The sequence below is a fragment of the Paenibacillus xylanilyticus genome (genome assembly GCF_009664365.1).
GTDB classification, from domain to species: domain Bacteria; phylum Bacillota; class Bacilli; order Paenibacillales; family Paenibacillaceae; genus Paenibacillus; species Paenibacillus xylanilyticus_A.
This window is the reverse complement of record NZ_CP044310.1, coordinates 1,032,374-1,057,412: the sequence shown is the minus strand read 5'-3', so window position 1 is coordinate 1,057,412 and position 25,039 is coordinate 1,032,374. Positions and strand designations below refer to the sequence as shown.

Sequence of the window (25,039 nt, the reverse complement as noted above, 5' to 3'; positions counted from 1 at the left end):
ATAGATTGGTTAATCTTATATTATAATTCCAAAAAGTTAAAAATATCTTTACCAGAAAGGAGCCTATCCATTTGAACAAAAGAAGTATCATCATAGCTATAATCATAGGCCTTATTGTGCTCATTCTCCCCATCATACTGTACTTTGCAGTTGAAGTGTCTGACGAGTCAGCACCTCCGGAACAGCACTCACTCTCCATATACACTGGAACTGAAAAAGAGTTAATTCATGATCACCATGAGTTAACTCTTTCTTATTGTCTATTCCAAGGCTTTTCCCATCCACAATTTTATATATAGGCCTCAACCCACTGAAGATACACTCAGACATCTGCGAATAGATTGAATGTACCCCAGATGGTACCACTCATGATAGAGCGTACGGGGAATCACTTCGCCAATTGTACTCATGCCTAACTCGCTCTCACGGAGCAGCGGCTCTTCCAGACGACCTGTGAATTTGTTTTTCAATTGGTCTGGTTGCGCCCTTAGACGCTCCATCAATTCAGTCCAGGATGGGGGTGTACCATCCCACGTTGCCGGGCTTGTCCCATAACCGAAGAACTTTGCATAGTCCGCAGGCACTTCCGAGTCATCAGCAATGAGATAATGAAACCACATATCCTGGTCCAGAATGATGTGTCCCACATTCCACAGAATGGAGTTATTGAATCCCTTCGGTACATCATGAACCTGTCCTTCATCCACAGAGTCGCACACTTCTAGCGTAAATTGCCTCACATCCTGCAGTTGATTCCATAGTACATCTTCACTAAACTTCATCGTTCATCCTCCTTTTCTCCCTTACCAGAATTGTCCATCGATTGACATAGCTAGATGTAAAAACATTTTCAATATATAGGAATTTTATCATTTCTCTGTAACTTCATCACTCCCAAGAGCGTTTAGAAAGGTAGAAAAACAGCAGTCCCCTAACCCACTCGAAAAAGAGGCAATTTCATGAGCTGGCCGGAGCCATCTGATCATAGAACTAATCCAGAACAAACCTCCTTCATACCACCCGATCCCCCTGTAAAAGGTAAACCCGCTCGTAGATGGCGGCTGGCGGTCGCTTCTACTTGGTTGACCACAACCCTATTAACGGGGCTGGGCCATGGCTCAATATCATACGCAGCAACAACTCCGCTGCCTCCCAGCAGTACATCTGCGTTCCATACCACCGCGGCAACCACAGAAAACAGACTTACATATACCGCTGTGGAGGGAGCTCGTTATTATACAATCGCACTGCGAAGTGACGGTTCCGTCTGGGCTTGGGGTCGCAATATGTTCGGAGAGCTTGGTGTCAGTGAAGACATCCGTTACCGCCATACGTCCAGTCCCATTCGCATTCCGGGGATTTCGAATGTTATAGCTATTTCAGCCGCAGGAAGTGGAATTAACGCAGCGGTTCAGGCAGATGGTACCGTGTGGGAATGGGGCGCTGGTACACTCCCCTACCAAGTCGAAGGCATTTCCTCTGCGAAGGATGTGGTGACTGGTTCTTTCAATATCGCCCTTCTCCGGAATGGTACAGTTATGTCATGGCAGCGCCCAGGAACTGAAGAAAACCATTCTGAAGTACATCGTCCACACGCAATAAGCGGATTGAAAGACATCATTCAGGTAGGATCATCGGGCCAACTAGGCTATGCCTTGAAGAAAGATGGCTCCCTGTGGACATGGAATGAACCAAATCAACCAGATAAACCCCCTTCCAAACCAGCCAAGTTAAAGGGTCTGTCCAACATATCATCGATCACAAGCACAGATACCTCCCTTCTTGTACTGGACAAGAACGGGAAAGTGTGGGGCCTGGGGGAAAAGGGCAAACCAGTTCTTCTGCATGACGACCTCAAGGTGAAGCAGATGGACGGGAATTCGCAATATATCCTGCTGTTAACCACTTCGGGTGAGGTGTACAGCTACGGAAGGACGGTTACAGGCAAAGAAGGCAGAGTTAAGCATCTGTCGGGTATTACCGATATTTCGGCAGGGTATCACCACAGTCTTGCCTTATCCGCCAATGGAACCGTCTGGGGTTGGGGAGGTGACAAGTATCAGGAGGCTGGAGCACCTGCAACATCATCTGGAGGCATGGTTTACCAACCCGTTCAGGCCAAGCTGGGCATCGATGTTTATATCAACGATGAGCTGCTCCAGTCCACGTATTCGGCAGTCCAAACCCAATATACCGTCCAACTTCCCGTCAGAGCCGTATCCGAAGCAATTGGGGCAACATTTGAGAGGAACCAGGTAAACGGAATAGCCAAAGCTTATTCATTGCAATATGAAGATCGTACCGTCACAATCCGTCCCAACGAGACGGAGGCCACGGTGAAATCCACCTCTTCCACTACAACTCAATCCATTTCATTACCAGAACCAATAGGTAATTACTCAGGTGCGACCACTGTTCCCTTTGAAATATTCGAGGCCTTGGGACTTACTTTGAAATGGGATGAAGAGACAAGCAAACTGACGATCCAAAGTGATACGTAGCAACGAGATCATTCATTATGTACAGGAGGATTATTACAATGCGGTTAAAAAAGATCATGGGTGCAGGTATCGTTTTCTCTGTCCTGCTCATGCCCGTTAGTACATTGGATGCGAAAGGAAAAGCCCCCGCTGAACCGTCATCCATGGCGGTCAATGCTGCAGAAGAATCAGTAAAGCCGGATCCGAATGCTCTGCTCATCCTTGAGACTCATCATCAAGGCCGTACAGCATACACCAGCAGCTTCACGATGGTTGCTGACAATGGAACACTTGCCGACATTATCATTGAAAATCATAGTAATCATCCCATGTATATGAACCTGTATGTCGACGAGTACAGTGAACCTATGGAGACCACGATCAGCAAAAACAGTGAAAAGACCGTGAATCTCCTTGCCTTACAGGACACTAGTGTCAAGGTATACATCTACAGCAGAATAGGGCATGACATGGACCTCTCTATACGTGCGGAACAATACCGTTAGACATTCGCGCTCAAATAGGTTACATACCAAAATCCCCTTCACGCGTGCGGTTAAGGTTCATTTGAACTTAAATCACACAGTTTGAAGGGGATTTAATTTACTTATATAGTTTATTTTAAAAAATTTACTCTACTATAAGGCCGTGTATCTCTTAAAACCACTTACTTCTCAAACCGGAACCATCCGAAGTCAAACTGACTTCCCGGCAGGAAGATAAAGGTCACTTTTTGCACGCCTGATACCTGTTCAAGCTCAAACACCCGCTCTTCATACCCTTCCGAGTGCATGAACTCAACCAGCTGATTGCTCTGTCCAGCTTCGCCTGCGAAGCGGATATGAATCGTGTTCTTATCAATCGGTGAACGGCCATAGATGACGAGCTTCGACGTGCCTTCTGCCGTAAAGTCCATGTTTTCGAACTCCAGTGACACGTTGTTACCGATCCCCTCTACATACTCATCTTGGATCGAGAACGTATCGCCGTAGAGATGGTCGCATGAAACGGCTGTATTTTGCTCAAATGCACGACTCTGACGCTCGAACGAGAAGCCCTTGATATGAATCTTCTGCTTCAGTACAAAACAGATCGACGTAATGCCGCTCAGCCGCTTGGACAGCTGGTACGTCTCTTCCTGATACACATTCCATCTGGATTCCTTCTGGTAAACCACGTCAGCCAGCAGCGTGCTGCCCTCTTCATCCGGCATACCCTCCCAGATTTGCAGGAAATAATCCTCGCTCGACAGTGCAAAGATCGGAATCGTAATGGTATCGGAGCCGTACGGTCCGAAGTCGATATTGCGGAATCCGACATGCGTCTCCCCATCACGACTTGTCGCTACACCGCGTTCGTTGCCGTTACCGACATCGCCTTTGGTGTAATCGTACAATCCACCAGTAATGAAGCCGTACGGATCTTTGTAGGCTGTGCCCAGACCCGTTGCTTTGAATTCAAGCTGCGAGATCAGCTTGGTTTTGTCCGTACCATTGCTGCTCGTTGCACGAAGGCGGAATTCGCCATCACCCAACGCTGATACGCGTACTTCCAGACCGTTCGCTTCGACCTTTGCAATGTTGGACTCAATACCGGCATCGTTGACCACAGCCCATTCAATGTCACGGTACGACGTGTTCTCAGGATACAGCTTGGCGGTAACCACCATCTCCTGGATCGACGGATCGAAGGCTTGCCCGGCTTCACTGATAATCTCGATTTTTCGCAAAGGAATCTCTTGCACATGTCCGGTGAGGACTGGACGTTCTTCGTTCTCGGTTAACACGGTTTGTCCTTGAGTCGCAACGGATGCGGACGCACTCATGACTTCGCTATCCACTGCCTTCGATTCAAACTCGGCTGCTGCACCCTGGAGTCCTTCGGAGGTTACTTCGATCCGGATGCTGCCCGGTTCATGTGTTGCCCCGATGATTGCCATCAGCTTGCCGCTGAACAATCTTCTGCTCAGACCTTTGTACGGATCATAGTCCGTGCTGTCCCCGTTATCCAGACCAAGCAGTCGTCCTGCACCAGTCACCTTAACTTGTACACGATTGTTTGCATTTTGCACGGGATTGCCTGCTTCATCTTCCACTTGAATTTCCACGAAAATAAGATCAGTTCCATTCGCTTGCAGCTGCTCTTTATCTGCTTGCAGACGAACCTTCTGTGCGTCCGTATAAGATCGCTGTACATCCGTTGCGATAATTTCCCCGTTCTCATCATAGGCGATCGCTTTCAGCTCGCCCTCTTCATACGGCACTTTCCACCAGCCAACCAGCTGGGTTCCGTTCGCATGATCAATATCATACGTGCCGATCGTGTTGCCGTTCAGCTGCAATTCGATTTTCGGCGCATTACTGCACACGCGTACATCAATCAGCTGACCAGGGCTGAAATCCCAGTAAGGGAACAGGTGCACCATCGGGCTTGTTTTGTAATCGGTCCAGGCTGCTTGATAGATGTAGTAGGAGTCTTTGGGGAACGTTGCCGTGTCCAGCTGTCCAAAATATGAATTCTTCGTATGGTATGGCGTCGGCTCTCCGATATAATCGAACCCCGTCCACAGGAATTGCCCCAGTGAATACGGTCGATCCCTTTCCGCTAAAATGCAGTATTCTGCAGACTTCGCACCCCAGCTTGTCGTACTGTTGCCCAGTGCGGAGCACTGCTCGTCATCATCTGCCAGGATGGATTGCTCGAACGGGAAGTGATAGATCCCGCGGCTCTGCACCACAGATGATGTTTCACTACCGTAGATGATCCAGTCCGGGTGCTCCTCGTGATGCTTGTCGTAATATTTCTCCGCATAGTTGTAGCCTGCCAGCTTCACGATATCCGCGCATTTTTGCGCATTTTCCCAAGGCATGTAGTTGGAACCGATGGTTACGCCTGCGTTGCCTTTTGGATCGAATTCCAGTACATACTCCATCAGCATTCGTGTTACTTCCTGTCCCCGTTCATCCGCATGGGTATCATAGATTTCATTCCCGATACTCCACATGACCAGACTTGGATGGTTGCGGTCACGCTTCACCCAGCTTTTCACATCCGTGTGCGCCCATTCCGGGAAAAATCTCGCATAGTCATAAGGCGTCTTGGATCTTTCCCACATGTCGAAGGCTTCCGAAACGATCAGCATTCCCATCTCATCTGCGAGCTCCATCAACTCCTTGGCAGGCATATTGTGCGCGGTCCGGATCGCATTGACGCCCATCTCCCGCAGCAGGTTGAACCTTCTGCGAAGTGCCGTCAGGTTGAAAGCCGCCCCCAGTGCGCCCAGGTCATGGTGTTCACACACGCCGTTCATTTTCATCTTGACCCCGTTCAGATGGAAGCCTTCGTTCGGATCGAGCTGGATGTCCCTGAAGCCAATTCGCTGCGATACCGATTCAAGCGTCTGTGCATGCTGGTCCGCATGCACCACTTGCAGTTCCGTAACCAGTTCATACAGATTCGGTTCATCCGTGCTCCACAGTTTTGGGTTCTCCACCACGATCTGCTGACGATCCGTTACTTCTGTATCTCCACCTGCAGCAGCCGTAACCTCCGCAGTATTAGTCGCAATAACCTGACCCGCATATCGGATCGTATGCACAAGCTGTGCGTTCTGATCGATATTCAGCTCCGTATCCAGTTCAACCTGCCAGCCCTCTGGCTGCTGCTTGATGGATACGTAGATACCATCCGTCACGATATGATTGCGGTCTCTCGTTTTGAGCCATACATTGCGATAAATTCCGGCTCCGGAATACCATCTGCTGTTCGGACTCTGATGCACCACTTTTACAATAATTTCATTATCACCTTCCACCAAAGCATCCGTGATTTCATGTTCAAACGCGGAATAGCCATATTTCCACTCCCCGACCAGCTGGCCGTTCACATATACGGAAGAGTTCATGTAAACGCCATCAAAACAAAGCAGAAGCTGCTGATCATCCTTCGTGTACGGGAATGTCCTGCGGTACCACCCAATGCTGTCTTCGTACAGGTCGAGCGTATTATAGATCAGCCAATCATGAGGAAGCTCCACAGGCTCGAATGCCAGTCCCGCAGGGTCCGTAACATCCAGTTTGGTTTTCGCAAATTGCCACCCATCATTAAAAAGCTTTTTCTGGTTCATCGCTATTCTCACTTTCTGTGTGTATTTATGATTGCGGTTACATTACAATGACGACTTTCGCCGATAACCTTTTCGAAAAACGGTTCGACGTGACATGAATACTCCAACCGATTATATCATCTGATGGTTTCTATGTACGTTAATTTCATGCATTTTTTGGTGAGATTATATGAACAATCCACATTAGAATTTTATGGGTGCCTGATGGCCTCTACACATGTTCAGCTGAGCGTTCATATTTGAACATATGGATATTCCTTTATACCTATATGAAGTATCAGTCTAACGATTCAAATTGAAGCAAACAACGCCGATCTCCAAATATTTGTAAAACTATTCCTGTAATTTCTTGTAATCCTATGTTAGATTATCCCTTGGAATAAAATCACATCTATAGATAGGGGACATGTAACGTGAAAAAGAGGTCTTGGGTATTATCGATTATTATGAGTTTTGTATTGCTGGGCGGGGTATTCGCTCCTGCTGGTTCCTATGCGGCTGCAGCGGAAGACACCACCACTACATATTCGGAAGATAACTACACGGAAGTGGACACGTCGGAACAAGAGCCGATTCCTAGCGCTGAAGAGGAAGATTTCCTGAACTACCTGGATGCACTTGATCGCACAACTGTTTATGAAAAGAAAGCCCTGGATTCCATTGGCAGCACGTATGTTACATCCGCCAACCGCAAATCCATCTTCCTGAAATTGAACAATACTGCGGTTCCCAATTACACCAAGTATGTGTCCATGCTGAAGCAGATCAAGCCAGAGAACGCAGAGCTGCAAAAAATTCATAACAAACTGATCAAAGGAAGCTATGCACAGCTTGAAGGTTATCTGCTGTTCAAGAAATCCGTATCCAAAACCAAAGTAAATAGCGCCCTTCTGAAACAAGGCAATGCCAAAATTGACACAGGCATTAAAATTCTGGAGCAATACAAAAAAGAAATCCAAGCCTACGCACAAGAACTGGGCTACGATTTTTAATGAAGCAAACTTTAGACGAAAAGCCCGAGCAGAGGCATTCACATCCACCTGCCTTCCTATTTAAATAAATTGAGATTTCAGGAAAAAAAAGTGTTTTCTTTTGCCGGGATAATTCGTATAATAGCCGTATAATCAAAAGGCTATGCTGCCGAAAGGTACAACCTCGTGAACAATGGAGGTTGTGCCTTTTTTGCGTTTTCATGGCCGAATATCATCTGAATTTCAACGTATAAGGAGTGATTCAACATGATTCTTGAAGCCATTTACCATCGTCCCAAATTAAACTGGTCCTATGCCTACGACCGGTCTACCATGCACCTGCGACTGCGTTCCAAACGCGGAGATCTGGATGCGGTTATTGCCATTACCGGGGATAAATATGCCTGGGAGCAGACCATCACCCACACACCGATGCGAATCTTCGCCCGGGATGAGCTGTTCGATTATTGGGAAGTCGAAACCCAGCCTCCCTACCGGAGACTGCGTTACGGCTTCCAGCTGGTCGAGGGCGAGAAAAATGTCTGGATGACCGAACGTGGATTCGAGGAAGCTCTGCCGGAACATCCGCTGGAATTCTTCGATTTCCCATTTATGAATCCGGTCGACATTTTTGAACCGCCTGCCTGGGTCAAGGACGCTGTATTTTATCAGATTTTCCCTGAACGCTATGCGAATGGTGATCCTTCCATTAGTCCGAAGAACGCCGAGCCTTGGGGTGGGGAGCCTACACCGGTTAATTTCTTCGGGGGTGATCTGCAGGGTGTGCTGGATCATCTGGATCATCTGAGTCAGCTTGGCGTGAATGCAATCTACTTCTGCCCGCTGTTCGAGGCTACAACCAATCACAAGTACAATACAGCCGACTATATGAAGGTGGACCCTCATTTCGGGACCAATGAACAGCTGAAAGAGCTGGTGGATGCCTGTCATCAGCGCGGCATTCGGGTTGTGCTTGATGCGGTCTTCAACCATTCGGGCAGAGAGTTCCCGCCTTTTGCTGACGTATTGGCGAACGGGGCAGCTTCCCCCTATGCGGACTGGTTCTACATCAGGGATTGGCCGCCACGCATTGAAGATGGCATACCGACCTACGATACCTTTGCCTTCGAACCGCTTATGCCCAAGCTGAATACGGAGCATCCCGAGGTTAAAGCCTATCTGCTAGAGGTGGCGCGGTACTGGATTGAGGAAATGGACATCGATGGATGGAGACTGGACGTTGCCAACGAGGTGGATCATCAGTTCTGGCGTGAATTCCGTCAAACGGTAAAAGCCATCAAGCCTGACGCCTATTTGCTCGGCGAGATCTGGCATGATTCACTGATGTGGCTGCAGGGAGATCAGTTCGATGCGGTGATGAACTACCCATTCACCAACTCGGTACTGGACTATGCAGTTCACGGCAAGCTGGATGGACTTGGCTTCGCGAATGAGATCGGCAAGCTGCTCGCAGCCTACTCCCAGCCTGTGACTGAAGTTGCCTTCAACCTGCTTGGCAGCCATGATACACCCAGACTGCTCACCCTGTGCGACGGGGATATCCGCAAGATGAAGCTTGCCGTTACTTTGCTTCTCACGTACCCAGGTGCACCCTGCATCTATTACGGAGACGAAGTTGGCCTGGATGGCGGATATGATCCTGGCTGCCGCAAATGTATGGAGTGGGATGAAACCAAGCAGAATCTTGAGCTTCTCGACTTCTTTAAGCAGACGATTGCCCTCCGCAAGGAGCACCCTGCACTGCGTAGCACCGAGTTGAAGATTCTCCATGCCGAAGCTGGAGATCCGGTGATTGCAATGGAACGAGTGGATTCAGCCACAGGGGAACGTTTCCTCATCGTGCTGAACGCTGGTGACGAAGCTTGCAATATAGACCTGCCGCTGACGGATCGAAGCGTCTGGCGAGACCTGTTTACGACCACTTCTATAGAAGCGAAACAAAACAGATTATCTGTAAAACTGGAAGCTTACGGCTTCTCCCTGCTGCAGCTCGAAGTGAAACAACCTGCAGAAGCCTGATCACCTGACTATTCCTATGGCAGCAGTCTAAGACTTAGGCATTTCACCGTCCGTGCACCCTATTTCTTGATAAACGAAAGAACAGGACGACATGCCATTATCGCAATAATCAATTCATTAAAATTCATTAATTCCGCTCTCCTTTTGGGCAAAAAAGGGCTGAACGTTGAATAACGTCCAGCCCTTATCTCTTAAGCGGCCCCATTAAGCGTTCCAATACCCTAATGAACTATCCAACATCCCTCTTCTTAGGATATAAGCTTACGACGATTCCGATTCCAAAGCTGCAGATGTCTCTTCCCTCGCTGCTGCAACTTCATCCATGGGTGAATCAGCTGCTGCAGGTGTTCTGACTTTCTTCATTCTCGAGCTCACAAGTCCCTCTTCCGTAATGACAATTTTCTGTGGAATCTTGTACGGAGGCAGCTTGTCCTGGCAGTACGACCAGATCAAACGTCGCAGCTCGGCAAGCGTGCAGTCTGTCGCGAGCTTAACGGTGGCCTTCACCTTCTGGCCTGTGATGCTGCTCGGTTCCCCTGTAACTACTGCTGCCTGGATGCAGTCCATCTGTTCCAGAATGCTCTCCACTTCGGCCGGATACACCTTACGCCCGCCTACATTAATGATCTCGGAGCGGCGCCCCAGGATACGGATATACCCCTGCTCCAGTACCGCTTCGTCCCCTGTGCGCAGCCATCCGTCGTCCGTAAATGGTGACGGGGCGTTCAGATAACCGATCATCGCTGTTTCTGTCCGGATCTGAAGCTCCCCTTCAACTACCCTGAACTGGACGTGATCATCATGAATGGCAAACAGCAGCGATCCTGGCTCCTTGGAACGTGTTGGCAGAATGCCGAGTTCAGACATTCCATATGCCTGTATCGTTCGTATCCCTGGGAACCGTCGATTCCAGGCAGCCAGTACCGTTTCGGGCATGACCTCTGACCCGTAGGAGACAACTTCAAGACTCGATAGATCGTATGCCTCATCATTTCGGCCCAGAAGCAGCAGATTCATGAATGTTGGAGAAACCGGGAGAGCCTGAACTTGATGCTTCTCAATGGTCCGGCACACTTCCTCGGGGGAACGATCGGCAATAATGCACAAGCAGCCTCCACTGGACAGCGATTGCAGCATTGTATTCACCCCGCCAATGTGATCAAACATCATGAACGGAATCGTTCGCAATGGCCGCACCTGCCGCCGAAAACGCTGTAAGAGCCGATCTGCACGATGAACCGTGGCCTTGCTCACACCTGTCGATCCGGATGAGAAGAGCACGAGTCCACCCACACCTTCCTGCTCAAGCGCAGCCAGTAAAGCAGGACGCGAACTGGCATTAGACTTATCCCGGATTGATAACCTGCCATTTTCAATGCCAAGACGCCACTGTACCTGTGCTAGCTGAATATATTCCTGCCGCTTGGCTTCAACCAGATGAAGGTCCATGGGCAGCACAATGCATCCCTTCCCAAGAAGTGCGATGAACGCTGCGGCCGCATAGGGAGAATAGTCCTCCTCCAACGTTACGAGCTGTCCACGCAGTCCTTCTGCCGCAATCCATTTATCCATCATCAAGATCTGATCGAGCAGCCATGCGTAGCTATACTCCCGATCTTCCCAGATGAATGCGGGACGAGCGCCTTGTTCTGCGAATCGCTCCAACAGGAATTGAATGCTCATCCCGCATCCTCCTCCTGATCAGGCAGCCATTGCCGTTCAAGGTAGTTCACCAGCGAATCAACCGTTTGATATGGACTCTCCGGCAATGAAGCTGCGGCCATCTCGGAAAGTGCGGCTCCTGCTCCCGTTCCCCATTCGTCTTCAAGCCCCTGTTCGACGACAGCAAGTAAGGACACCAGCTCCAGTGAATCCAGTTGTCCATCCCTTCCATATAGCGGTGCGTTCCCACCCTTGTCGAGGGGTATGGTCGTATTATGGTACGCATTCAGTTCCCGGCAGCTATCCAGTACAATGCGCAGCAGGGCATCCCTGTAGCCATTTTCGGTTCGCGGTTCCATCTGCCGATTAAAGCACGCCTCCTGCGGGACAGCACGTCGGAGAGCTTCGTACCAGCGCCATTCATCGGCTATCAATTGCTGGATTACGCTTGTTAGCTGTACCCGCCAATCCGCCCGCTGCTTGATCCGACTGACCTGAAGCCATTGATTTGCTTTCTCCCAACGTTCAATGATTGCGTCATACGCTACAGAATGCTGATCCAGTGGAGAACCAAGCCATAGCGCGGCTTCTTGAAGCAGATCCCGGAGAAAATAGCGGCTCCAGCGCATATCAAATAGCAGATTCGATACCAGCGTGTCATTGGCTTGCTTTCCTTCGTTCCCCTCCTGCAGTGCCTTCATCAAGTGAAGGGACACACCCTGTCCAAAATGATAGCTGCGCTCCCCTTGGGTAATGGTCCTGCCCGTCATAAATTCGCTGATCTGTGTCCCCAGCGCCTGGGTTAACATCTCACGATAACCGGAGGAATCAAGCTTTCCGGTTGCACGCAGGTCCATGGTGCCATAGGTACGCAGCTTCTCCTTGCGCTTGGCAGGAGCTAGCTCGGGTATGCTTTGGTTTCCTTTCCAAAATTCATGAAAGGCTTCTTCGGAGACCTCTCCCATATATTTCGAGGGAACCGGATCATAGACGTGAATATGCTCATCATCGATGCCATACACTGCAATCCAGTGATCTACCAGATGCAGACGAGAGCCTGATTTGACATGTTTGCGGATGTATTCGGGGTTCTGATAGTCTTCGCAATAAGGCAGGTGATAACTGGTCCCCGTAGCGAGAAAGAGTCCCCCTTCGCCTATATGCTGCCGCATATGCACCTTCCCCTCCTCGAAGCTGCCCAGCTCACGCTGGCCATACATCTCCCAGATCGGTTCTCCGTAGTCCAGCTTGTGAAAATAAGGCTTCACCAGTCCGTTATCCGCGCACGAAGGGAGGCAGTACAATCGGCTTGCGGCGAGCAGAGCCAGGCTGCTGATCGAACCTTGCCGCAGAAGCACCTCATGAATCAGAGGAAAGTTGCAGGGATAGTAATACGGGATGTCCATTACTGGAGCGAACGATTGGATCATCATGATCACTTGCCTCCTGTTCCCGCTTTGGCAGTTGAACTGCCCCAAGACTGGATGCGGTAATGTACTGACATGTTATCTGTTGCCCGAATGACCCGATTGGCTACTGGCATGCCATTTTTATCCGTCTCAAAACGCCGGAAACCACGTGTGAACCGGAAGGAAAAACCGCTGTCGCGCGGAACAAGGTAACAGCCTTCATAACGCCCCGTTCCCGTCCGAACCAGCTTCATGCCCATCCCTCCATATATGGATTCAGCTGGTTCCTCTTCATGTTCTACTTCGGCACAGATACATACCTCAACGCGAGCAGAGAGTTCAGGAATAACGGTATACTGACGAGTCGTTGATAACTCTTCTACGGTCAGGGTGATGAGCGCACTGCCTGGGCCAACAGGCACCAATTCACCATTCGGCCGTACTTGAAGCACATGTGGATCACTTGATGAATAGCTCCCTTCGAGCAGGCTCTCTACCCATCCGCTATCATAGTGAAGCCGTGCATTAATGCACGTGTTCATTCCACCGGATAAACCAATGGTCTCTCTGCCTTGCATTTCCAACGCCACAGGTTGGCCTACTTCGCCGAACATGTATAGTAACGGAAGGTCGACACGCGCTCCCCAATCCGATTCCTGATGACAGGCCTCCAGTTGCTCCAGAAAAGCCAGGCTATCCCGAGTTCTGATCCCTCCCTCAAGTAATTCATGAGCAACCCTTCTTACCTGGGAGGGCAGGAAGAGTCCTTCTGCATCCCCAATGTCCATCCACATTTGCACGTCTGGCACCTCATCCGGCAAGTGATACATGGCTTCTTCCAACAGACCGCTGTCCGACATTTCATCCAGCTGCACATCTACCAAAAACGGCGACATCATGACCAGTTTTCCGAATACCTCCGGATTCCGCATGCCCATATGGAGTGTACAGAGTGCCGCTGCTGATGAACCGAGCAGCCCTGTATTGGACTTGTCCGGAAGCGTACGGTATCGATGGTCGATCAGGGGCTTCAGTTCATGAATGATGAAATGCTCGTATGCGACCCCTGAACAACCCACGCTGATCGCTTCTCTCTCGGGTGCAATGAAGTGATAGAACTCGTTGTGCGTCACCGGACGGACATGCGCAATGCCAACCATAATCAGTGGCTCGATCCGCCCGGAGACAATCAGCTCATCCACCGCTCGATCCATATACCACGTTTCATTGCCGGGTCCGGATGGACCAAAAGCCCGCTGCCCAGCATGAACATACAGAACAGGATAATGGCGATCCGTATGCTCCTGATAACCTGGCGGGAGGTACACATAAATGTTGCGGACATTGCCCAGCTGTGACGCATGAATACCTTCCAGACATTCTATGACCGAATGCGTGCTCAATGGATCATCAACCGCCTCTCATCTCCGAATTGCTATGAATCATACATGATTCAGGTACCCAACGTTCCCCTATTCCATCCCCGCCATGGCTGCATGCACAAACAACCCCGCCTCAGTAGAGACGGGGTTGTTTCAAGACACATCATGTCTTAAAATACATGGCCCTCATATTGGTGGATCTGCGAATAGTTTAAGTCCCGGATCGTCATTTGTAAATATGAAAATAGAAAAAAAATTCTCTTGAGAAAGTTATTGACATAATTGTAATTTTTTCTTACGATAACGATGTGATCATAACTCGAGGGCCATGCTTTTAAACCCAAGCGGTTTAGGACAACCCCGGTAACTCCCCAGGAGATACCGGGGTTGTTGGCGTGTCGAAGGAGGGAAGTCTTTAAGCCACGGAATGTCTCCTCGTACAATTGTAAGCGCTGTTATTCAAGAGCCAGGTTAGTTGTTTTTGTTGAAAACTACTACATTCATGAAGGGTGGATTACCATGTTTCAAATGGCCAAACGCGTTCTCCTTAGTACCACGCTAACGTTCAGCCTGCTTGCCGGCAGTGCATTGCCTTTCCTGCCTGCTTCCGCGATTTATGCCGATGCGGATACGGCTGTCACCAACAAGCAGAATTTCAGTACCGATGTCATCTATCAAGTTTTTACGGACCGGTTTCTGGATGGTAACCCATCCAACAACCCTACCGGGGCTGCCTTTGACGGCACATGCAGCAACCTGAAGCTGTACTGCGGCGGCGACTGGCAGGGGCTGATTAACAAAATCAATGACAACTATTTCAGTGACCTGGGTGTCACAGCCCTCTGGATCTCCCAGCCTGTCGAAAATATTTTCGCAACCATCAACTACGGTGGTGTAACCAACACTGCTTATCACGGCTATTGGGCACGGGATTTCAAGAAGACCAATCCGTATTTCGGGACCATGACCGATTTTCAGAATCTGGTAACCACCGCCCATGCTAAAGGCATTAAAATCATTATTGATTTCGCGCCAAACCATACGTCCCCTGCCATGGAAACCGATACCTCCTTCGCCGAGAACGGCAAACTGTACGATAACGGCAGCCTGGTTGGCGGGTACACCAATGATACGAATGGATATTTCCACCACAATGGCGGCTCCGATTTCTCCACGCTTGAGAATGGCATTTACAAAAACCTCTACGATCTGGCCGATCTGAATCACAATAACAGCACGATCGATACATATTTCAAAGACGCCATCAAGCTGTGGCTGGATATGGGCGTGGACGGCATCCGTGTCGATGCGGTCAAGCACATGCCTCAGGGCTGGCAGAAAAACTGGATGTCATCCATCTATGCGCACAAGCCGGTATTTACCTTCGGTGAATGGTTCCTAGGATCGGCTGCATCCGATGCGGATAACACGGATTTTGCCAATGAATCTGGTATGAGTCTGCTTGATTTCCGTTTCAATTCGGCTGTCCGCAACGTGTTCCGGGATAACACCTCCAACATGTACGCGCTGGATTCCATGCTTACTGCTACGGCAGCAGATTACAATCAGGTCAGTGACCAAGTCACTTTCATTGACAACCATGATATGGACCGCTTCAAAACAAGTGCGGTGAACAACCGCCGTCTGGAACAGGCGCTGGCCTTCACGCTGACCTCACGTGGCGTACCTGCCATCTACTATGGTACCGAGCAGTATCTGACCGGGAACGGCGACCCGGATAACCGGGGCAAAATGCCTTCCTTCTCCAAATCGACCACAGCATTCAACGTGATCAGCAAGCTGGCACCTCTGCGCAAATCCAACCCGGCAATTGCTTACGGTTCCACACAGCAGCGCTGGATCAACAATGATGTATATATCTATGAGCGCAAGTTTGGCAAAAGCGTTGCCGTTGTTGCCGTTAACCGTAATCTCACGACGCCAACCAGTATTACGAACCTGAATACGTCGCTTCCATCAGGAACATACACCGATGTGCTTGGCGGCGTGCTGAACGGAAACAACATCACGTCCAGTGGAGGCAATATTTCTTCCTTCACACTCGCAGCAGGAGCTACCGCTGTGTGGCAGTATACGGCAAGTGAAACGACGCCAACCATCGGTCACGTTGGCCCTGTAATGGGTAAACCAGGTAACGTCGTTACCATCGACGGACGCGGGTTCGGCTCTGCCAAAGGTACCGTCTACTTCGGTACAACAGCCGTTACGGGCTCTGCCATCACTTCTTGGGAAGACACTCAGATCAAAGTCACCATTCCACCAGTAGCAGGCGGTGACTATGCAGTGAAAGTCGCTGCCAATGGTGTGAACAGCAATGCCTATAACGATTTCACGATCCTAAGCGGCGATCAGGTCTCGGTTCGGTTCGTCATCAATAATGCCACAACTGCACTGGGTGAAAACATCTACCTGACGGGCAACGTGTCCGAACTGGGGAACTGGACCACAGGTGCGGCTTCCATTGGACCAGCTTTCAATCAGGTCATTCACGCCTACCCGACTTGGTATTATGACGTAAGTGTTCCAGCCGGGAAACAGCTGGAATTCAAGTTCTTCAAGAAGAATGGCGCTACCATTACGTGGGAAGGTGGATCCAATCACACCTTTACAACACCGACCAGCGGTACTGCCACAGTAACGGTAAACTGGCAATAACTAGCCATAATCCATTAAGAAGCCCGGAGCAGCGCTTATACAGCGTACGCTCCGGGTTTTGACGTTGAATCTGTTTCTGGTTTATCGATAAGCTCGAATCGACTTCAATGTGGTTGCCGCAAGGATTCCGGTTGCGAGCAGCAGCATGCCGAGTCCCTCCAGCACCGCCGCTGCACCCCACTGATCAGCCATCACCGAGACAACTGTCAATCCCAGGATGGGCGCCGTGCTTGTAATTGTACCGACAACACCATAAATTCTCCCCTGCAGCTCATCGGGTACCGCTGTTCTTAGCATGATCTGGGTGAGCATCGTGCAGCAGGCAAACATCGCTCCCCCGCCCATGATGAGCGGAAGTGCCATCATGGGAGAAGTTACCTGGGACAGGAGAATATATAGCGGCCCCAGTACCAGCAGACCGATGAATACCCATCTTCCTCTTCGCTTCATTCGTTTCCCCGATGCGATCAACACTCCTGATCCAATCATATAACCAAGCGGAATACAGGTTTCAATCAATCCAAACTGTACGGGATCTGCATCCCATACCTTGACTGCCATCACCTGAACCAACATCATGGCTGACATAAAAAATAAAATCAGCAGTGGATTAAGCAATACAATCGACCGAATTAGTGGACTGCGATAGATATAGGAGAATGATCCCCGCCATTCCTGAACGAAAGTGGCCTGCTTATCGCCCGATCGCCTTACCTCCGGGAAACGGCCGGCCATCAGCACACATACCGCCGACAGAAGAAAGGTAGCTCCTGTAATCAATATGGCGACAAATCCACCAAAGGCGGCAACGGCGACTCCGGCTGCCGCGAGTCCGCTGATTCGGGCCAGGTTATCCACCAGATGAATGGCCCCCGTAGCTTGCTGAATATGCTCCCTGCCCACCATGCTTGCCACGGACGCGTGGAATGCAGGCGCCTGAAACAGGCTGGAGAACATGGAAAGCGATAGCATCAGCAGCAGCACAGGAAATGGTACATGCAGCCCAAACAAACCAATCGCGATACATATAGCCATCACGCCCCGAAATACATCCGAGGTCAGCATCAGCTTCCGGCGATCCAACCGATCAGCAACCGTACCAGCCAGTGATCCGAACAAAAAACTGACCGCCATGTTGCAGATTTGAACGGCAGCCATGCTCTTGGCACTTCCCGTCGTCTGGAGCACCCATAGACTAATGGCAATACCGTTAAAGCAGTCTCCAAACACAGAGATGCCGTAGCCGTATAAAATCCTGCGGAAAGTGACATGCTGCCAGAGCTTTGGCGGAACCTTGTTTTCTTCGCGCAGCACGGCTTGTCCATCTTCATATCCAATCGCCTCGGGCTCAGTGGACGGTATTATTCCCATACTTCCCTTTCCTCCCCTAATTATGATGGAGCCCTAAGCAAAATCAGGCACTTCCGTTGTCATGTCCGTCGAAAAGAGACATACATGGCGGAAGTGCCTGAATGTGCGGCCGCGTCGAGGCGGCCATCTATGCTGTTAATGGCACGGCATTATCCTTTGGAAGCACCTGTTGTGAGTCCCTGGACCAGGAAGCGCTGGAGGAACACGAACAGCAGCGTAATTGGAATTGCGATCAGCACGGCCCCTGCGGCAAACATGGTGAAGTTACTATCCTGGTAACGGTTGACCAGATCCCACATACCTACTGCAAGCGTCCAGTTCTCCTTCGTCCGCAGAACAAGCCGGGCGAAGATGAAATCCATCCATGCGCCAGTGAAGCTGGTTAGCGCCACATAGGTCAGCATCGGTTTGGATAACGGGAGGATGATGCTGGTGAACACCCTCAGATGACTCGCACCATCAATGCGTGCTGCCTCATCCAGACTGCGCGGAATCGTATCGAAGAATCCTTTGACGATAAATCCGCCGAGTACCGCACCGGAAGAATACACCAGAATCAACGCGGCATGCGTATCGAGCAGTTTGATCTGCAGCAAAATGATATAGATCGCGATCATACTCATAAAGCTCGGGAACATGCCGAGAATCAGCATGGTGGAGAGAATCGTCTGCCGCCCGCGAAACCGGAAACGGGATAGGGCATACATCCCGAGCGTCACCATGAGCGTGGAGAAGATCATGGTGAAAAAGGCAATTTTCAGCGTGTTCAGATACCACCTGCCATACATGAAGGACGGATTGTTGAACAATTCGCCATAGTGGGACAAGGTAAAGGCTTCAGGCCACAAGCGCTCGCTGAACAGTGCCGCGCCAGGTCGCAGGGAAGAGAGAAAGATCCACAACACCGGATAGACAGAGACCACGGCAATGATGATCAGCAGCACATAACTAAGCGTTAGCCGCAGCGGATTATTGCGTTTCTTCATTGAATCATGTCCTCCTCCTTAAACGATTTGGAGCGACGGAAATTCCAGATGGAAAACGACGCGATAATAATGAAGATGATGATGCCCACCGCTGAAGCCATGTTGTATTTGTTGTTGTCCAGCGTAAGCTTGTAGAGCCAGGTCACCAGCAGGTCTGTTGCTCCCGCATACTGGTAATCTCCGCGTAACGGATTACCGTTGGTCAGCAGGAATATGACATTGAAATTGTTGAAGTTGCCAGCAAATTGCATGATAAGCACCGGAGTTGTTGCAAAAAGGATGAATGGCATCGTGATGATCCGGAATTTCTGGAATGCGGATGCTCCATCCACTTCAGCGGCCTCATACAGATCACGTGGAATCGCTGTCAGAACGCCAAGGATCAGCACCATGCTGACCGGAATACCGATCCACATGTTAACAACAATAACCGTGACCTTGGCCCAGAACGGATCGGTCAGCCAGGGCAGTCCCTCCAGCCCAAAAGCTCTCATATACGTATTAATTGGACCGAATTGACCATTGAACAGGTTCCGCATGAGCAGCAAGGAAATGATCTGTGGTATGGCATAAGGGAGAATGAAGATCGTCCGCCACAGCTTTTTGAACCGGATGCCTCGCTGCTCAATCAGCAGTGCTACAAGTACCCCGCCAAAATAAGTGGTTACTGTGGCTAGTACCGCCCATATAACTGTCCACGTTAATACCCCATAAAAGGTGTGACTCCATGATTTGAGCTGAATCAGGTCGCTAAATGTCTTGAACCCTACCCAATCCACGAGCTTGGCAGGCGGAATATGATCCGGTGCCGAGTAGTTGGTAAACGCGAGGGTGATCGTAAACAGGATCGGCATGATCGTGAAGAACAGCACCCCCAGAGCCGGAATGGACAAAAACAGATACGGAAAGTTTTTGTCCACCATATTACGGAGTGAAGCTGCCGCTCCCAGTGTTTTCTTTCCTTCCTCCCTCGCAAGTCCCGTAAGGTACGCATCACGGATGTTCAGGATGTAGACAATGATGAACACAAAAAACACGAGCAGCACAATAATTCCTTCTAACAGTAAAAAGATTGAATGGTCGCCCCGCTGAAGCACCGTAGACCCATTCACTTTGACAAAACGCTGCGTATTTTCCCCCAGTGTCCATATTCCCCATACGGCCTGTGACAGGCGGGGAAGCAGGTAAGCAAGACCTGCCCCCTCCAGTAACAGTAGGCAAATTCCCTTGATCCATTGCCGGTTGTACAGCTGTCCTAGACCCTGCAGTATGATGGACAATATGGCCGCTGTCATCCGGTGCTGCTTTTCCCTGCTCTGCGGAGCAGACACCGGGACATGCTGCTGTTTCATTTGCTCTCTCCTCTCCACCTTCTCCTTATCATGTGCTCCGTCCGATTATTGAACCGTTGCAAGACTCTCCTGGATCTGCTTCACGGCGTTGTCCAGCGACGCCTTCACATCCTTGCCGCCATCCCAGATATCGGTCATGGCTGAAGTGATCGGGCCCCAAACGCTATCCATCGCGGGAAGCGAAGGCATCGGCGTCGAATTGTTGAACTGCTCAAGGAACGCCTTGTTGATTGGATCCTCCTGTACCTTCGGATCAGCTGCCACGTTGGCGTTGGCAGGAAGCGTGCCGTTCATCTCAAAGTTGGTCATCTGGGCCTCTTCGTTGGAGAGGAAAGCCGCAAAGAGTTTGGCTGCATTCGGATATTGCGTAAATGCATTGACGTAATAGGCTTTCACGCCAGAAAAGGATGTCATCGGTTTGCCATCGATCGCCGGGAGCGGTGCAACACCGAAATCAATACCTGCATTGCGATAGTCGGCAATCGTCCAAGGACCGTTAATGTCCATAGCCAGTTTGCCGCTGGAGAACAATCCTTTTTTGATATCATAGTTCACGTCACCCATCTTGAGCGGCAGCACTTCCGACTTCAGCGTCTTCAGGAACTCCCCGCCCTTCTGGGCTCCTTCGTTATTCAGGCCAAGATCTTCGCTGTTCATTCCGTTATCCCCGAAAATATAGCCGCCTTGGGAAGCCAGGAACGCATAATTGTAATAGAACTGCTGCAGTTCCCACATGAGGGCATATTTGTTGGATTTCACATCATTAAAGGTTTTGGCGAAGCTGACAATCTCCTCAAAATTCTTCGGCGCTTCCGGATAAAGTGCCTTGTTATAGAAGAGAGCGTACGTTTCCACGCTGTACGGATATCCATATAAAATGTCCTTGAACGTAACGGCCTTCAGCGCATTTTCGCTGGTGTTCGCTACCGTCTCTGCCTCAAATACATCGTTTGGCAAAATGAGCCCCGCTTCTGAAGCGCTTCCAATCTTGTCATGCGGGAATACAACAACATCTGCTGCGAGTCCTGCCGGACCGTCCGTTGTCAGCTTGGTTACCTGATCGGTAGGAGGCAGCTCCTCCATCTTCACGGTTACACCATACTTTTCCTCAAACAGCCTGGCTCTTTCCTCTACAAAACTCTGTTGGTTCTTATCTTCCCAGATAACCAAAGTTGCGCCTTCTTCCGGCTGAAGATTCTCGGCTGTCAGCTCCACAACTTCCTCTGGATTCTCGCTTCCCCCCGCTGCCGGAGAGTTCGTTCCACCACCAGCCGAGCATGCGGCCAATGTAAAGGCCATGATGACAGACAATGTTGCCCCTTGCCATTTTCTCATGTAAATGTCCCCTTCCCTCTGTTTGGTTCAACCAGTCTCGCGCTTTCCACCCTTGATTGGTACGAATGATGCAGGTTTTGCAATCCATGTTCGCTTTTGCACAAACGTTTGCTCAAATGGAAGACAAGGATACTTCTAAGTATGTATTCAGGGAGAAATATTCTAAGATGCAGGCTAAATTCACTTATGTAAGCGCTACAACAACAATCAAATCATACAATATCAGGCTTTCTTTGCACAAACGTTTGCACAAGCCATATTTGTTCAATTTCATCCATATTTCTTGTTCTAACGCCAGTAATTTCCTGTTTGCTTGATCTGTCTTCTTCTTCCTTATTTTTACTTCTTCTGTATCCTCCATGCTGCAGTTTGCAATTGATTTATCGAATCTGTTGCATTACCATAGGAGAATGTTGAAATGATGGACCAGAAGGGATTTTTTACATGATTACGATCAAAGATATTGCCAAAATGGCGGGTGTCTCCCCTTCTACAGTTTCACGGGTGATCTCCAACCATCCCAGAATCAGCACCGAGACGTCTCTCAAAGTAAAGCAAATTATGAAAGAACTGAATTACCATCCCAATATCATGGCCAAGAGCCTTGTATCCAAGACGACCCAAACCCTTGGCATCATGCTTCCTCGTCCTGCAGAAGAATTGTTTCAGAACTACTTTTTCGGAGAACTGCTGCGAGGAATTATTACGCATGCCACCCGCATGAATTATGAACTGCTGCTAACCACCGAAACGTCATCAGACAATGAACTACATGCGATTTCCCGCCTGGTTCATGGACGGAGAGTGGATGGCATTCTGCTGTTAGGCTCCAAACGGGACGATCCAATCATCTCCTTTTTGGAAGAGGAAAAGTTCCCTTTCGTACTGATCGGACGCAGCGAGGCTCACCCTGACGCGCCCATGGTTGATAACGACAACGTACAGACAGCTTATGATGCAACCCAGCATTTGATCGCCCAAGGGCATACAAGAATTGGATTCGTCAGCGGCCCGCCGGACATTACGTTATCGCATGACCGCATGCAAGGATACCAAAGGGCACTTGCCGAAGCGGGACTTCATACCAATAACGACTGGATTGTGGAAGGAGAATTCCTGCAAGAGAGCGGATTCCGTGCCATGTCGTTGTTCATGGCCCTGCCCGACAGACCTACCGCCATCGTTGTAATTGATGATAATGTTGCTTTTGGCGTACTGAGAGCTCTTGCCGAACTTGGTTACCGTGTACCTGAGGATATTAGTGTGGTCAGCTTTAACAACATCGCCTTATCGGAACTGGCTTCTCCGCCTTTAAGCTCCATCGATATCGGAACCTACCAGCTTGGTTATACTGCTGTTCAAGTGTTGTTGAAAATTCTGAACAGGGAAACGCTGCCTCAGAATCCGGTCATTATTCCACATCGTTTAATTGTGCGCGAATCTTCTCTCTTTTCGAAGTCTAAACCGGCCTCCATTTAGACATCATTGAAATTCAATACAGCAATGCAAACGTTTGTCCTTTCCCTTGAAATTCCTATCGATTTCTGTGATGGATGGCAGCAAAAAGAAGCCGCTGCATGCGGCTTCTCGTTTACATATCCATATTCGATTGTCATATGCATGGATTAATAGGCATTCCAGCCTGAGTCCGCTTCAATCACAGTTCCGTTCACGAAGCTGGACTCGTCCGAGCCGAGGAACAGGGCTACCTTGGCAATCTCTTCACTTGTTCCTATCCGCGGGTTAATCGCCATGCCCAGTTGTTGTCTCGACGCACCGAATTGGCTGATCCCTGTCATGGAGGAACCGATATTCGTTGCTACCCCACCCGGAGCGATGGCGTTGCAGCGAATGCCCTGACCTGCATACATAAATCCTGTATTTTTGGTAAAGCCGACCACAGCATGTTTGGATGCCGTATACGCCGCTCCCGCACGTCCACCATGCAATCCGCCTGCCGATGCAACGTTAACAATGACACCGTTTTGCTTCTCCAGGAAGATCGGCAGAACTTTGCGCGTTGTACGCATTACACTCGTGGTATTCACCGCAAAGAGTCGCTCCCACTTCTCATCCGTTACTTCCGCAGCCGGCTCCATGCCATCCATAATTCCTGCATTGTTCACCAGAATATCTACGGTTCCGTACGTGCTGACCGCCTGATCAATCAAGTTTTGCACATCTTCCTCTTTGGCCACATTGGCCAGAATCACGATGGCTTCTCCGCCTTGGGCTTTGATCTCATTTACTACCGCCTGTGCGGATTCCTCGTTGATGTCCGATACAACCACTTTGGCTCCCTCTTGCGCATATAGCGTGGCAATCGCCTTTCCCATACCGGAACCTGCTCCTGTAACAATAGCTACTTTATCTTGAAGTTTCATCCCATGTATCCTCCTTTGTGTATTCGTTTACAATAAGTTAACAAACAAATGTTCATTAACTCTTATCCTTAGTATAATAAGTCATAGCATTCTGGTTCAATCAGTAAAAGCTTGCCCTATTGTACGTTAATGAACACTCTAGAACGTTAATGTACATTTACTTGAATTCGACCCTGTTCAGGAGGATTACACATGTCTGACATTTCCAGTTCAACAGATAGAAGAATCAAAAAATCAAAAGCATCTTTGAAGGATGCCCTTCTTCAGTTAATGCAAACACGCTCATTCAAAGAAATTTCCATCACGGATATTGTACAGCTTGCGGATCTGAACAGAGGCACCTTCTACCGGCATTATCAATACAAAGAAGACCTGTTTGATGAAGTTATAGATGATGTGATACAGGATCTGGTGACTTCTTTTCGCAAACCCTATCAAGGTATGGAAAAATTCGAGGTTGGTCTGATGCCCTCTTCTGCAATCACCATATTTGAGCATGTGCACCAGCACGCACAATTCTACACGCTTGTTGTGAAATCCGAGGCTTCTTCCAACTTTCAGCGCATGATCTGTGATGTTCTTCGGGATCTCTCCTTAAAGGATCTGAATCAGATCTTCCCGCAGCACATCAACCCTGAACTGCTGGCAAGCTATCAGTCTCATGCGATATTCGGCATGATCTTGGAGTGGATCAGACAGGATTTCAGGCACACCCCTGCTTACATGGCCGAGGAGTTGTTCAAGATCATTCATTACCGACCTGACAATGTCGTGTTGAAAGACTGAATGAAACTTAGTAGTATCCAAGAAAAAATTAAATTACACGTTACTAAAACAGGGTAATGCCAAAGTAAACACCGCTGAT

General features: G+C 49.5%; 17 protein-coding genes. 7 read left to right on the top strand and 10 right to left on the bottom strand.

The features are described 5' to 3' along the window. Positions 1–302 precede the first annotated feature (302 nt). Positions 303–782 carry a DinB family protein gene (locus tag F4V51_RS04705; protein ID WP_153977064.1) on the bottom strand — a complete coding sequence of 160 codons (480 nt, stop codon included), beginning with the start codon at positions 780–782 and terminating at the stop codon, positions 303–305. 177 nt (positions 783–959) lie between these two features. Here F4V51_RS04705 and F4V51_RS04700 point away from each other — a divergent pair, with 177 nt between their 5' ends. Next, on the top strand, positions 960–2,501 hold the full coding sequence (locus F4V51_RS04700) for a stalk domain-containing protein (protein ID WP_153977063.1): 1,542 nt from the start codon (positions 960–962) through the stop codon (positions 2,499–2,501). 38 nt (positions 2,502–2,539) lie between these two features. Continuing rightward, positions 2,540–2,986, top strand: coding sequence for a hypothetical protein (locus tag F4V51_RS04695; protein WP_153977062.1), 447 nt, complete (start codon positions 2,540–2,542; stop codon positions 2,984–2,986). 161 nt (positions 2,987–3,147) lie between these two features. On the opposite strand, the gene F4V51_RS04690 is transcribed toward F4V51_RS04695, so the two are convergent. After that, positions 3,148–6,606 (bottom strand): glycoside hydrolase family 2 TIM barrel-domain containing protein, encoded by a 3,459-nt coding sequence (locus tag F4V51_RS04690; protein WP_153977061.1) that lies wholly within the window; start codon positions 6,604–6,606, stop codon positions 3,148–3,150. Positions 6,607–7,019: 413 nt separating this feature from the next. Here F4V51_RS04690 and F4V51_RS04685 point away from each other — a divergent pair, with 413 nt between their 5' ends. Together F4V51_RS04685 and F4V51_RS04680 are read left to right on the top strand one after the other, a co-directional pair. After that, positions 7,020–7,598, top strand: coding sequence for a hypothetical protein (locus F4V51_RS04685; RefSeq protein WP_153977060.1), 579 nt, complete (start codon positions 7,020–7,022; stop codon positions 7,596–7,598). A gap of 246 nt (positions 7,599–7,844) precedes the next feature. Then, the gene (locus F4V51_RS04680; protein WP_153977059.1) at positions 7,845–9,617 is read left to right on the top strand and encodes an alpha-glycosidase; all 1,773 of its coding nucleotides are present in this window, start codon (positions 7,845–7,847) and stop codon (positions 9,615–9,617) included. A gap of 261 nt (positions 9,618–9,878) precedes the next feature. On the opposite strand, the gene F4V51_RS04675 is transcribed toward F4V51_RS04680, so the two are convergent. Genes F4V51_RS04675 through F4V51_RS04665 form a run of 3 tightly spaced genes read right to left on the bottom strand, consistent with a single transcriptional unit; the run spans position 9,879 to position 14,091 of the window. Then, entirely contained in the window at positions 9,879–11,300 is a 1,422-nt protein-coding gene (locus F4V51_RS04675; RefSeq protein WP_153977058.1) for a class I adenylate-forming enzyme family protein, read from the bottom strand. Beyond that, entirely contained in the window at positions 11,297–12,712 is a 1,416-nt protein-coding gene (locus tag F4V51_RS04670; RefSeq protein WP_153977057.1) for a cysteine peptidase family C39 domain-containing protein, read from the bottom strand. The genes F4V51_RS04675 and F4V51_RS04670 overlap by 4 nt, the downstream gene beginning before the upstream one ends. 2 nt (positions 12,713–12,714) lie before the next feature. Beyond that, positions 12,715–14,091 (bottom strand): alpha/beta hydrolase, encoded by a 1,377-nt coding sequence (locus tag F4V51_RS04665; RefSeq protein ID WP_153977056.1) that lies wholly within the window; start codon positions 14,089–14,091, stop codon positions 12,715–12,717. A 498-nt stretch (positions 14,092–14,589) separates the two neighbouring features. Between F4V51_RS04665 and F4V51_RS04660 the strand changes: the two genes are divergently transcribed. After that, the gene (locus F4V51_RS04660; RefSeq protein ID WP_416226513.1) at positions 14,590–16,746 is read left to right on the top strand and encodes an alpha-amylase family glycosyl hydrolase; all 2,157 of its coding nucleotides are present in this window, start codon (positions 14,590–14,592) and stop codon (positions 16,744–16,746) included. A gap of 81 nt (positions 16,747–16,827) precedes the next feature. Here F4V51_RS04660 and F4V51_RS04655 read toward each other — a convergent pair whose 3' ends face one another. The 4 genes from F4V51_RS04655 to F4V51_RS04640 form a co-directional block, all read right to left on the bottom strand. Further along, the gene (locus F4V51_RS04655; protein ID WP_153977055.1) at positions 16,828–18,117 is read right to left on the bottom strand and encodes an MFS transporter; all 1,290 of its coding nucleotides are present in this window, start codon (positions 18,115–18,117) and stop codon (positions 16,828–16,830) included. 149 nt (positions 18,118–18,266) lie between these two features. Next, entirely contained in the window at positions 18,267–19,103 is an 837-nt protein-coding gene (locus F4V51_RS04650) for a sugar ABC transporter permease (protein ID WP_127538467.1), read from the bottom strand. Beyond that, positions 19,100–20,455, bottom strand: a complete 1,356-nt coding sequence (locus tag F4V51_RS04645; protein WP_153977054.1) for a sugar ABC transporter permease — start codon at positions 20,453–20,455, stop codon at positions 19,100–19,102. The genes F4V51_RS04650 and F4V51_RS04645 overlap by 4 nt, the downstream gene beginning before the upstream one ends. Positions 20,456–20,500: 45 nt before the next feature. Further along, positions 20,501–21,790, bottom strand: coding sequence for a sugar ABC transporter substrate-binding protein (locus F4V51_RS04640; RefSeq protein ID WP_153977053.1), 1,290 nt, complete (start codon positions 21,788–21,790; stop codon positions 20,501–20,503). Positions 21,791–22,234: 444 nt separating this feature from the next. Between F4V51_RS04640 and F4V51_RS04635 the strand changes: the two genes are divergently transcribed. After that, on the top strand, positions 22,235–23,269 hold the full coding sequence (locus tag F4V51_RS04635) for a LacI family DNA-binding transcriptional regulator (protein ID WP_153977052.1): 1,035 nt from the start codon (positions 22,235–22,237) through the stop codon (positions 23,267–23,269). 146 nt (positions 23,270–23,415) lie between these two features. On the opposite strand, the gene F4V51_RS04630 is transcribed toward F4V51_RS04635, so the two are convergent. Continuing rightward, positions 23,416–24,174 (bottom strand): SDR family oxidoreductase, encoded by a 759-nt coding sequence (locus F4V51_RS04630; RefSeq protein ID WP_153977051.1) that lies wholly within the window; start codon positions 24,172–24,174, stop codon positions 23,416–23,418. Between the two features lie 192 nt (positions 24,175–24,366). On the opposite strand from F4V51_RS04630, the gene F4V51_RS04625 reads away from it, so the two are divergent. Beyond that, positions 24,367–24,960 (top strand): TetR/AcrR family transcriptional regulator, encoded by a 594-nt coding sequence (locus F4V51_RS04625; RefSeq protein WP_153977050.1) that lies wholly within the window; start codon positions 24,367–24,369, stop codon positions 24,958–24,960. Positions 24,961–25,039 lie beyond the last annotated feature (79 nt).